We start from the raw sequence: 11370 nt of genomic DNA, 5'->3' as shown, positions 1-11370 counted from the left end.
GCGAGCTGGCATGCAAACTGGAGGTGTTCAATGATTCGACAATCTGGCCTAGGTGCGTTCGCAGCCGTGGCCACGCTTGCTTTCATCGCTCCAGCTCGCGCCGAAGGTGACATCGCGCGCGGTGCAAAAGCCGCCCGCGCCTGCATGGCCTGCCATTCGTTTGCGCCGGGGCGCCACATGACATGGCCGAGCCTGGTTGACGTCTGGGGTCGCAAAGCCGGTACGGCAGATGGTTTCGCCCGCTATTCGGATACCCTCAAGCGGTCAGGCCTGGTCTGGGACAAACGGAACCTGGATGCCTCGCTCAAGAGTCCAGCGGCGCTGGTGTGCAGGTAACACGATGAGCTCTCCCGGTATTCCGGACGCGCGCACCCGAGCGGATCTGGTCGCTTATCTTGAAGCGGTTTCCACTGGTCAACTGTAAGCGCTAAATCCAGCACACCTTGAGGGTTCGGTTGTTACCCGGTAACGTTTCCGCATGGAATGTTACCGTGTAACGATCATGAGGGAGTGCAGGATGGCGCAAACGACAGCACAGCGGCAGGCCGCCTATCGGGCAAGGCGCGCGACGGCTGGCAACGAGGGCAACGGAGAGCGACGCCTAGACATGTGGGTCAGTACAGAAGCCGATCTCGCTCTTGCACGGCTGGCGCGCCGCTACGCGGTCACGAAGCGTCAGATGTTGGAGCGACTGATCTTGCGAGCGGACGACGCGATCGTGCGCCTCGATCCAGATTCGGAGCAGCGGGATCAATACTTCAACGTGCCCCGCTAGCGCCTCGCTGTTACCGGGTAACCAGTTTATCTCGTGTGACCGAGTACCGGGCTTGAGCGCGACGATCGTCCCGTCGCTCAGGCAGAGTGCGGCGGCGCGGTTTGCTGTTGAGGACGTGAAGCAGATAGGCGTACAGCTCGACGTCACAGGCGCGGCACGTAAGCATCAGGCTGTAGATCATGGCGCTCGCCTTTTGAGTTCGGGGGCGTCGGTCTCGAGCGTGGCACTCAAGGCTGGCATCAACGCCAACCAGCTACGCAAATGGATTGGGCAGAACCGACAGGCAATGCAGTCCGACGAGGGAGCGCTTTCGGCGCTTGTACCGGTAGTGGCCGCTGCGCAGTCGATTCCTGCGAGTTTGGCCCGTCGGCGCTGCCCGGCCGAGGCAAGAACGCGACACCACCGGCGCCGCCCGCTGAAGCAGGAGCGGCGGGCATCGACGTGACACATGCAGATTTTGTCATCGCTCCCTTGGCCGCCTGAAACGCACGAAACCAACACGCCCCGGTGTGCGTTTTTGCCGTGGCCCTACTGCGTTTTGCGTCAAACCTCGCGGCGTCGCGTTACGGAGGCGAACAGAAGCGTGAGGCATGCGGCAAGCAGTGCGAAATCCTTGATGAGAAACTGTGCAGGCAACGTCGATATAAACGGAAAGCCCGTCGGACTCCGCAGGATGATGCCCGGCGTGCTGAAGACGAACGACGATGTCAGAATGAACGTACCGCTCGCCATCGCTCCGCCAAGTGCAGATGCGATTGGACTGACCGAACCGATGATCAAGAGCGCCGCCGTGATGAATTCGATCGTCCCGATGACCCTCGCCTCGCCTATTACGCCGAATACTGTCAACCAGCTCATGAACGGGCTGTGCGATATGAGCGGGGCGATCGCGTCGGCCGCGTATGACGTGAATTTCTGGATCCCAAACCAGATAAAAATTGCCACCATCGCCCATCGGATCAACGCAAGATGCCAATTGCCCGACTCGTTTCGTTCGGCTACTTGAAGCTGAAATTTCATGATCGATCCTTCTCCATCGTTCGCCACCACGGAGCAGCGTTGCTCCCGGGAGCGATCTCAAATCAGGCGATGCGCAAAGCCAGCAAAAACACGCAACTCGGCCGCGTCATTTCATCGCCAAACACAAGCACGTTACCCTGAATGTCCAAGTGCAACAACATACATTGGTATCGTGCGAGTGTACTTACTAGCTCACACCAGCACGCTCCGCTTAGATTGGATTCGCCAGAGTGCTCCGCGCGGTTCGAGTTCCTTCCTTCCGACACGGTTATACCTGCGACCACGGGAGCATCAGGTCGCCCCAGCACAACGCTACCCCCGTGACAATAGACGCTAAAACTTGTTGGGACCGTTCAGCCCGCATGACAGCACTGTAGATACTCGCCCGTCGAAAAGAAATCCTCGATCGGATCAAAAGAATGCTCGCGCGTCTCACGCCCCCACGAAGCTTCGGAGGCTGCCTACCTTCGACGGAAGCGCTCTGGTAAAGCACCGCGCGCCTGCACCTTGCCCGATATCGATATCGGCCGGCGTCGCCCCGACGGGCGAGTCCGCGTGGGCGCGTTTGACTGTGCGAGGAGGTTCTATTTTCTTGTCGCGCAAGACGCCCCTTGCTTGAACGCGGCGGTATTCCGCTAAGGAATGAAAGTTATTACCAAATCGCCTCTTCTGGGAAGCCAGATTTACCATGAACATCTCACCATCCCGACACTGACTCTAGGATGACGCAATGAGCAAGCTCTTTAGCAGCACGAAAGTCAAATCTTTCCAAACCGAAGCATCGTGTTGTGATGGCGCCGCTCACGCGGATGCGCACGGACGCAGGGAATGACCCTGGCGATCTCATGGTCGAGTACTATACGATCCGATCAGATTGCGCAGAATTTCAGATGAATGGGCACCAGGCCGCGCCCTACCATTCCGGAATCGCGAAGAAAGGCGGGCATGCAGACCCACCTCTGACAGAGACAGTATGAATTACTTTCTTGCCATCGAGGCATTCGTGCGCGTGGCGGAAGCCAGCAGTTTTGCCGCGGCGGCGCGACAGTTGGGATTGGCCGGTTCGATCGTGACTAGCCGCGTACAGCAACTCGAGAAGTTCATCGGCGCGCCGCTGTTCCACCGTAGTACGCGCCACGTGCGCCTCTCGGAAGTTGGCGACGCCTACTACAAGGAATGCGCTGAGGTGGTCTCTCAGCTCAATAGCCTGACTGACCAGATGCGCGATCTCAAGGGCACCCCCACCGGGCGCCTGCGCATCCAGATGCTGCCCGGCTACGCGATCGAGCATTTCGGCGAACTGCTCAATGCCTTCACGCAGCGCTACGGCGGCATCCAGCTCGACATCATCGTCAACGACCGCGTGGTCGACCCGATCGAAGAAGGATTCGACGTTGCTTTCCAGATCTTTCCGCCGATTTCCGGTTCGCTGATCGAGAAGCGGCTGTTTCCCGTGCGGCGGCTGTTCTGTGCCACGCCGGAATACATCGCGCGGCACGGCAAGCCGGCCGCGCCCGCCGACCTCCTGCAGCATACGACGGCGCTCTACGCGGGATATCCCTCGCGTAGTCGCTGGGTGTTCACACGCGGAGACGAAACCGTGTCGCTGGAGCTGTCTGGACAGGTGCGCTCCAACTCCGTGCATCTGCTGCGCGACTACGCCGCCTCGGGCGCCTGCATCGTCTGCCTGCCGACCCTGGTCGCCAGCTCTGATCTCCAGAGCGAGCGCCTGGTTCCCGTTCTGACCGACTATACGCTCGCGCCGTTTCACTTCGCGGCCGTCTATCCCATCACGCAGCGCCATGCGGTCAAGGTGAGGATGCTGGTGGACTTCCTGGCCGAACGCCTGGCCGGCGAGCCGGCGTGGGACATCCCGCTGCTCACGCGCGGCTGGGTTTCCTGAGAGCCTGTTCCGGACGTCGATCTGAATATTTCCCGTCGCCTTCGTGCCGACGGGGTCGGTGCTTTCGCCCTTGCCTCAGAACAAGAAGCTCCGTTCCCGCGTTGCCGGGAACGGCGCTCGTTGCCATGCGTCGGCTAAAGCTTCACTGAGGACCCATTCTTCGGAATTCACGAAGGGCACATTCACCATTCAGGCAATTGTTGTTGCGATGCGATGGCACTTATTGTTCTGCCAACGACTCTGCCATGACAAAAGGAGACAGTCATCATGACTACCGCATACAGGACCGTGTTCGGCGCCCTCGACAACTACCACAAGGGAAGCATCGAAGTGACGCAGGGCGATGCGCGCCACTATGTGTTTTCCAATGTGTTCGAAGTTGCCTCGAAGGCAAGGCCTTACGAAAGAGTTGTGGTCGGCAAGAACCTCGAATACGTCGTCGAGGTACTGCGCGCCGAGGGCGATTCCCCGTGGTTTGCCTGCGCCCATGACGAATTCGTGATCGCCATGGATGGCGAAGTGCGCGTCGAGTTCATTGCGGTGGAGCAGCCAGTGGCACAAGCCGACGGTGCCGTGCTCGCCGGCACGGACCCGGCAGGCCGCAGGATGGGCTACGTGGCCCTGCGCAAAGGCCACCAGAGCCTGCTGCCTGCCGGCTGCGCCTATCGCTTCCTCGCCCCTGCGGCGTGCACGCTGGTGCTGCAGACGAAGCAAGGCGCGCTTTCGGTGGAGAAGTGGGCCGAGATCTGCCTGCAGTGATCCCCGCTTTCCGCTTTCCGCCTTCCGCATCCCTAACCTCGCCATCCATTCAGGAGCCCTCTCATGGCCATGCTCGATCTCGCCGACAAGCCGGAAACCCTCGCCCAAGGCTTTGCCGCCGACAAGGTGCAGGCAAGCGCGCCCGACGCCGGCACCGGCTACCGCACCTTCACGCTCGGCGCGTTCCGCTTTTCGCGCGACGCCTATTTCGCCACCGTCCAGTGGCCTGCCCTGGGGCAGACCCGCACACACGCCATCCCGGCCGACGCCTTCCTGCGCGCGATGATGCGCGATGTCTCCTGGGGCTTCTTCTACGGCTGGGTCAACTTCGACCACGTGATCGGCACGCGTAACCACTACGGCAAGGTGGACATGTACGCGGGCGCCTTTAACGGCGTGATGAAGGAGGCCGGTGTCGACTACACCGAGACCTTCGAAACGCCCCTGATCATGGCCACCTTCAAGGCCATCCTGCACGACTGGACCAATGAAGGCTTCGATCCGTTTGCCGCACCCGAAGAAACCGGCACCGCGTTCGGCAGCAAGCATGGCGAGAACAGCGCCGCCATCGAGCGAACGCGCATCGCCACGCGCCGCATGCCGGGTCTGCCCGACGACTCGCCGCTGCGTGACGACCTGCCGGTCAACCGCGCTTTCCTCGATGTGCCCCAGGACGAGCCCGAGATCCACGCCGAGCCCGGCTTCGAAGGACAGCTGCATGCCTTCAACCTGTTCAAGTACCTGTCGCGCTCCGACGTGACCTGGAACCCCTCGGTGACCTCCGTCTGCGGCCAGAGCCTGTTCTGCCCCACCACCGAGGAGTTCATCCTGCCCGTGTTCCACGGCAACGACCGCGTCGAGTGGTTCCTGCAACTGTCCGACGAAATCATCTGGGACATCGGCGACAAGAACACCGGCGCCCCGCGTGCCCGCATCACTGCGCGTGCGGGCGATATCTGCGCCATGCCGGCCGACATCCGACACCAGGGCTACTCGACCAAGCGCTCGATGCTACTGGTCTGGGAGAACGCCACGCCGAACCTGCCCAAGCGCCACGAGAGCGGGGAACTGAAGCCCTACCCGGTCGAATTCTGACGGTCCAATTCCGACGCCTCCTCCCGACCGACTTTACGAAAACGATTGCACCATGCAGAACAAGCTATTCATCAACGGCCGCTTTGTCGATGCCATCGGCGGCGGCACCATCGACGTGCTGAATCCGCACGACGGCAGCGTGATCACCGCGATTGCCGCCGCAGAAGCGGCTGACGTCGACCTGGCCGTAGAGGCCGCTGCCCGCGCGTTTCCCAAATGGTCGCGCATGGCCGCGGCCGAGCGCGGGCGCCTGCTGCTGAAGCTGGCCGACAAGATCGAAGCCCACACCGAGGAGCTGGCACAGCTCGAATCGCTGGACACGGGGCACCCCATCCGCGATTCGCGCATGCTGGACGTGCCGCGCACGGCTGCCTGCTTCCGCTACTTCGGCGGCATGGCCGACAAGCTGCAGGGCTCGGTGATCCCGGTCGAGACCGGCTTCCTCAACTACGTGCAGCGCGCGCCGATCGGCGTGGTGGGACAGATCGTGCCGTGGAACTTCCCGCTGATGTTCACCAGCTGGAAGATGGGGCCGGCACTGGCCGCCGGCAACACCGTGGTGATCAAGCCGTCGGAGCTGACGCCGCTGTCCTCCCTGCGCATCGCCGAACTGATGGCCGAAGTGGGCATTCCCGAGGGCGTAGTCAACATGGTGCCGGGATATGGCCATACCGCCGGCCAGCGGCTGGCCGAGCACCCCGGCGTGGGCAAGATCGCCTTTACCGGCTCCACCGCCACCGGCCGTCGCATCGTCGCCGCCTCGCAGGGCAACCTCAAGCGTGTGCAGCTGGAGCTGGGCGGCAAGGGCGCCAACATCGTGTTCGACGATGCCGACCTGGATGCCGCCGTCAACGGCGCGGCCTGGGCGATCTTCCACAACCAGGGTCAGGCTTGCATCGCAGGCTCGCGCCTGGTGCTGCACGAGCGCATCGCCGATGCCTTCCTTGAGTGCTTCAGCGCGCTGGCCGGCTCGATCCGGCTGGGCAACCCGCTCGATCCGGAGACCGAGATGGGTCCGCTGACGTCAGCGCAGCACCGCGACCGCGTGCTGTCCTATTTCGACATTGCGCGCGAACAGGGCGCCCGTGTGCTGGCGGGCGGCAGGGCGCCAGCGGCGCAGGGCTTGTCGGCCGGCTACTACGTCGAACCGACCATCGTCGAAGCCCGGCCGCATGACCGCGTGGCGCAGGAAGAAGTGTTCGGCCCCTTCGTCACGGTGCTGCGCTTCGGTAATGACGAAGAAGCTTTGGCCATCGCCAATGCGACGGAATACGGCCTCGGCAGCGGCCTGTGGACGCGCGATCTGTCGCGCGCGCACCGCCTCGCCGGCGCCATCCGCGCGGGCATGTGCTGGATCAACTGCTACAAGCGCGTCAACCCGGGCAGCCCCTTCGGCGGCGTGGGCCAGTCCGGCTACGGCCGCGAGATGGGCTTCGAGGCCATGCACGACTACACCGAGGCGCGCTCGGTATGGGTCAACGTGGATGCGGTCGTGCCGCCGCATTTCAAGCGCTGAGAGGTTGCGATGGAAGCCTTTGTCTACCAGTGCGCGCCGTCGCGCGTAGTCTTCGGGCACGGTGCGCTGACGCAGCTGCCTGATGAAGTGGCCCGGCTTGGCGCGCACCGCGCGCTGGTGCTGACCACGCCAGAGCAGCGCGGCCTGGGCGAGCGCGCGGCGGCGCTGCTCGGCGAGCGCCCCGCCGGCGTCCATGACCAGGCGGTGATGCACGTGCCGGTCGAGGCCGCCCGCGCTGCGCGGGCCGAAGCGCAGCGGCTCGGCGCCGATTGCTACGTGGCCGTGGGCGGCGGTTCCACGATCGGGCTGGGCAAGGCCATCGCGCTGGAATCGGCGCAGCCGATCCTGGCCGTACCCACCACGTATGCCGGCTCGGAAGTCACGCCGATCTACGGCATCACTGAAGGCCGCCTGAAGACCACCGGGCGTGACCCGCGCGTGCTGCCCCGGACCGTACTCTACGATCCGGAACTCACGCTGACGCTGCCCGCAGCCATTTCGGCGGCCTCCGGGCATGAATGCCATGGCCCATGCCGTGGAAGCCCTGTATGCTCAGGACGCAAACCCGATCATCAGCCTGATGGCCGAGGAAGCGATCCGCGCGCTGGCTGGCGCGCTGCCCGCGGTGGTGCGCAATCCGGCCGATATCGACGCGCGCAGCCGCGCGCCTTATGGCGCCTGGCTTGCCGGCGTGTGCCTCGGCAACGTGGGATTGGCGCTGCACCACAAGCTTTGCCACACGCTGGGCGGCACCTTCAACCTGCCGCACGCGCAGACCCATGCCGCCATGCTGCCGCACACCGCCCACTACAACCACGCCGCCGCGCCGCAGGCGCTGCTGCGCGCGGCGCGGGCGCTGGGCGGCGAACAGGCTGCCGATGCGGGGCCGCTGCTGTTCAGGCTGAACCAGGCGCTGGGCATCCCGACGGCGCTGGCTGAAGCCGGCATGCCGGAAGCGGGACTGGACGAAGCCGCCACCCTGGCCTGCTCCAATCCCTACTACAATCCGCGGCCGATCGAGCCGGCGGCGATTCGCGCCCTGCTCGGCCGCGCCTGGCGCGGCGAGATGCCGGCGTGAGCGCCCGCCTCGCGGCGCCCCCCAAGGATAACCCATGGAGACATCCCACACCGCTGCCGAGGCGGCTCTGACCGAGCAGGTCGTGGCGCGCCTGGCCGATACGCCGGACCCGCGTATGCGCACGCTGATGCAGGCGCTGGTGCGGCACCTGCACGCCTACGTGCGCGAAGTGGAGCCGACCCAGGAAGAGTGGTTCGCCGCAATCCGCTTCCTGACGGACACCGGCAAAATATGCGACGGGCTGGTGCGGCACGAATTCATTCTGCTGTCCGACACGCTGGGCGTGTGGATGCTGGACGATGCGATCAACCACCGCCACGCCAGCGGCGCCACCGACACCACCGTGTTCGGCCCGTTCTACATCCCCGGCATGCCCGAGCGCGCCTGTGGCGAAAACATGGCGGCTACAGCGGGCATGCCCGCGCTGGTGCATGGGCGCGTCTGCTCGACCGACGGCACGCCGCTGCGCGACGCCGTCCTCAACGTCTGGGAGACCGCCGCCAACGGCATGTATTCCGGGCAGGACATGGCACAGCCAGGCGGCAACCTGCGCGGCCGCTACCGCACCGATGCCGACGGCTACTACGCGATCCGCACCATCGTGCCAGTCTGCTACCCGATTCCCACCGACGGGCCGGTGGGCCGCATGCTCGAGGCCACCAACCGCCATCCGTGGCGGCCGGCACACCTGTTCATGATCGATGCGGCGGGGCATCGCAAGCTGGTGACGCACCTGTTCAACCAAGGCGATCCTTATCTGGCATCGGACGCGGTGTTCGGAGTCATGCCGTCCTTGCAGGTCGCCTACGAGGAACGCGATGCCAGTCATCCGCTGGCCGCGCGCTTCGGCTTCGACGGCCCGTTCCGCGAAGCGCACTACGACTTCGTGCTCGAGCCACGGTGAGCCTCATGTCACGCTTCTATGCCATCTTCGCCACCGACAAGCCGGGCATGCGCGCCGTGCGCGATCGGGTCCGACCCGCCCACCGTGCCTACCTGCGCGCCGCCGCCGACCACCGGGTCTTTGTGCGCCTGGGCGGCCCGACCCTTGACGCACAGGACGAGACCATGAACGGCACGCTGCTGGTCATCGAGGCCGAGCATCTCGAAGACGTGAAACGCTTCCTGTGCGGCGACCCCTACATGCACGCCGGCCTGTTCGAGCGCATCGAGATCCGGCCCTGGGACTGGAGTCTGGGCAACCCCGAGAGGCGGGTGTAGATCATGGCTGGCGTACTGTTGTGCCGGCTCCAATCCGTACCCGACGGCGGCGCCTGCGTGGTCGATGCCGGCCACGCCGACGGCACTGGCGTGGTGGTGGTCCGCCGCGGGCAGGATGCCTGGGCCTACCTCAACCGCTGTCCGCACTTCTCGGTGTGCCTGGACTACGAACCAGGCCAAGTGCTGACCTATGACGGCCAGGTGCTGATGTGCGCCCATCACAGCGCGCTGTTCCGCTTCGAGGACGGCCACTGCATCGACGGGCCGTGCACAGGCGCTGCGCTGACGCCGGTAGCGATCCGCGTGGTCGACGGCGAAGTGCGCTGCGCCCCGGGCATGCCCTTGGCGCCCTGACCACACCACACGACACAGGCAATCCGCCTCGCAATACGGCGCCAGGGAGCTCGCGCCGCAGGGGAGCTTTTTCCTAATACAACGCTCGCGCCGCTGGCACAGGCAGCCGGTTCCCGCACGCTGAAGATCGGCTACGTGTCGCCGCAGACCAGTCCGCTGGCGCCGTTCGGCGAGGCCGACCGCTTCATCATTCAGCAGATGCGACAGGAGACAGGAGACAGGAGACAGGAAACCCAATGAACTCGCATCCATTCGATTGCAAGCAAGCTCGCGGCGGGCGGCGCACTCGCCGTCGCGGCACCCATGCGCAGACCGCACTGAAGTCGGGTACGGCCTTGGGCGGCAAGACGTATCCGGTCAGCATCCTGGTGAAGGACAGCCAGTCCAACCCCAACCCCGCAGGCGAGGTGGCGAGCGACCTGATCCTCAAGGACAAGGTCGACATCATGCTGGTCTCCGGCAGCCCTGAAACCGCCAACCCCGTGTGCGATGCGTGCGAGCTGAACGAGACGCCATGCGTATCCACCGTAGTGCCGTGGCAGCCATGGTTCTTCGGCCGCAAGGGGGATCCGAAGAAGGGTTTCAACTTCACCTACCACTTCTTCTGGGGGCTGGAAGATGTGATCAGCGTCTACACAGCCATGTGGCAATCGGTGCAGACCAACAAAACGGTTGGGGGACTGTTTCCGAATGACGGCGACGGCAATGCGTGGGGCGATGCCAAGTTGGGCTTTCCCCCTGTGCTGACGCAGAAGGGCTTTACGCTGAAGGCATTTCGAACGGCAAGGCGCTGTTGTTTCCGAGCGATCGAGACGCTGGGCGATTTGGGCGACAGCTAGACTCCAGGACCAGACGTGCTGATGCCCGACGAGCCAACTGCTACATTCCGCAAACTGGGGATGGTAGAGGCCGATGTGACAGGCCAACGACAAGCAGCAACCGCCGGCTGCCGTGGCCTGGCGCGACACCGGATTCGGGGCGGGTTACGCTCGTAACCGATTTGATAAAACGTGCAGCAGCTTAAATACGGCCGCTCGCACGAGCGATGGGATCACATTTTGATAGTTCGCGCTCGATGGCGAACAGGGGCTGCGGACTGGCTACGAAGTCCTCAACGATTCCAAGAAGTGACGCCGGTAGAAGGCCACGCGTGGCAACGATGCAAGGCAACGTGCGCTGCCAGTTGTCGATCCAGATACGCGAGGCCGCCAGTTCCGCGTCCTGGACCAACCGGACGTTTCTGTCGCCGGCGTCAAGATTCGCGATTGGTTTCGCATCGTCTCCAACAATTGGATCGGGCAGGATAACAAGAAGTTCTTGCCGATCTGCGTATGACACGAGGAAGTCGGCGAGGCTCCGTTTACCTCGGAACTGAATATAGCCAGGACGCTCGCAAAACACGCGAACTTCTGGATCGGACTCAATCACGATCCACAGGTCGAACGCGGGCCGTCGGTACAACCATGATCCGTCGATTCAGCTTTAGACTAAAAGCTTCGAGGCGGTGTGCCCCGTAAGGTCGGACAATTGCGATCGGCTCGGAGACTTTCCAAGAATCTTCCATAAGATCAGTACCTTACGGGCGGGATTCGAAGTCTAGGATGCAACAAGACGAATTTAATTCGGACTAATGCGAATTGACTGATTCA

The 11370-nt window shown here is 63.7% G+C and carries 13 protein-coding genes and 2 pseudogenes; 12 read left to right on the top strand and 3 right to left on the bottom strand.

Annotated features, from left to right (window positions below):
• Positions 1-30 precede the first annotated feature (30 nt).
• On the top strand, positions 31-336 hold the full coding sequence (locus ACW4E8_RS32170; RefSeq protein ID WP_456808205.1) for a c-type cytochrome: 306 nt from the start codon (positions 31-33) through the stop codon (positions 334-336).
• 181 nt (positions 337-517) lie between these two features.
• Complete coding sequence (locus tag ACW4E8_RS32165; protein WP_456808204.1) at positions 518-775, top strand: hypothetical protein; 258 nt, start codon at positions 518-520, stop codon at positions 773-775.
• A 10-nt stretch (positions 776-785) separates the two neighbouring features.
• Here the strand turns inward: ACW4E8_RS32165 and ACW4E8_RS32160 are convergent.
• Positions 786-968: pseudogene (locus ACW4E8_RS32160) on the bottom strand (hypothetical protein); the annotation flags it as partial.
• On the opposite strand from ACW4E8_RS32160, the gene ACW4E8_RS32155 reads away from it, so the two are divergent.
• The gene (locus ACW4E8_RS32155; RefSeq protein ID WP_456808254.1) at positions 891-1220 is read left to right on the top strand and encodes a transposase; all 330 of its coding nucleotides are present in this window, start codon (positions 891-893) and stop codon (positions 1218-1220) included. The pseudogene ACW4E8_RS32160 and the gene ACW4E8_RS32155 sit on opposite strands and share 78 nt — an antisense overlap.
• 98 nt (positions 1221-1318) lie before the next feature.
• On the opposite strand, the gene ACW4E8_RS32150 is transcribed toward ACW4E8_RS32155, so the two are convergent.
• The gene (locus ACW4E8_RS32150; RefSeq protein WP_456808203.1) at positions 1319-1795 is read right to left on the bottom strand and encodes a DUF417 family protein; all 477 of its coding nucleotides are present in this window, start codon (positions 1793-1795) and stop codon (positions 1319-1321) included.
• A 973-nt stretch (positions 1796-2768) separates the two neighbouring features.
• Here ACW4E8_RS32150 and ACW4E8_RS32145 point away from each other — a divergent pair.
• The 9 genes and pseudogenes from ACW4E8_RS32145 (at position 2769) to ACW4E8_RS32105 (ending at position 10560) form a co-directional block, all read left to right on the top strand.
• Positions 2769-3698, top strand: coding sequence for a LysR substrate-binding domain-containing protein (locus ACW4E8_RS32145; protein ID WP_456808202.1), 930 nt, complete (start codon positions 2769-2771; stop codon positions 3696-3698).
• 264 nt (positions 3699-3962) lie between these two features.
• On the top strand, positions 3963-4457 hold the full coding sequence (locus tag ACW4E8_RS32140; RefSeq protein ID WP_456808253.1) for a hydroxyquinol 1,2-dioxygenase: 495 nt from the start codon (positions 3963-3965) through the stop codon (positions 4455-4457).
• A 69-nt stretch (positions 4458-4526) separates the two neighbouring features.
• Positions 4527-5552 carry a hydroxyquinol 1,2-dioxygenase gene (locus ACW4E8_RS32135; protein ID WP_456808252.1) on the top strand — a complete coding sequence of 342 codons (1026 nt, stop codon included), beginning with the start codon at positions 4527-4529 and terminating at the stop codon, positions 5550-5552.
• A gap of 52 nt (positions 5553-5604) precedes the next feature.
• The gene (locus ACW4E8_RS32130) at positions 5605-7068 is read left to right on the top strand and encodes an aldehyde dehydrogenase family protein (RefSeq protein WP_456808201.1); all 1464 of its coding nucleotides are present in this window, start codon (positions 5605-5607) and stop codon (positions 7066-7068) included.
• A gap of 9 nt (positions 7069-7077) precedes the next feature.
• Positions 7078-8146: pseudogene (locus tag ACW4E8_RS32125) on the top strand (maleylacetate reductase).
• 34 nt (positions 8147-8180) lie between these two features.
• A complete protein-coding gene (locus ACW4E8_RS32120; RefSeq protein ID WP_456808200.1) occupies positions 8181-9050 on the top strand; it encodes a dioxygenase family protein in 870 nt (289 codons plus the stop codon).
• A gap of 5 nt (positions 9051-9055) precedes the next feature.
• Positions 9056-9367: a YciI family protein gene (locus ACW4E8_RS32115; protein WP_456808199.1), complete on the top strand. Its 312-nt coding sequence runs from the start codon at positions 9056-9058 to the stop codon at positions 9365-9367.
• Positions 9368-9370: 3 nt separating this feature from the next.
• Complete coding sequence (locus ACW4E8_RS32110; RefSeq protein ID WP_456808198.1) at positions 9371-9721, top strand: Rieske (2Fe-2S) protein; 351 nt, start codon at positions 9371-9373, stop codon at positions 9719-9721.
• Between the two features lie 236 nt (positions 9722-9957).
• Entirely contained in the window at positions 9958-10560 is a 603-nt protein-coding gene (locus tag ACW4E8_RS32105; protein WP_456808197.1) for a hypothetical protein, read from the top strand.
• Between the two features lie 181 nt (positions 10561-10741).
• Here ACW4E8_RS32105 and ACW4E8_RS32100 read toward each other — a convergent pair whose 3' ends face one another.
• The gene (locus ACW4E8_RS32100; protein ID WP_456808196.1) at positions 10742-11182 is read right to left on the bottom strand and encodes a hypothetical protein; all 441 of its coding nucleotides are present in this window, start codon (positions 11180-11182) and stop codon (positions 10742-10744) included.
• Positions 11183-11370 lie beyond the last annotated feature (188 nt).

The sequence above is a fragment of the Cupriavidus sp. CP313 genome, from assembly GCF_054072015.1.
The sequence above is the reverse complement of the archived record's forward strand: the minus strand, read 5'-3'. Positions and strand labels throughout refer to the sequence as shown.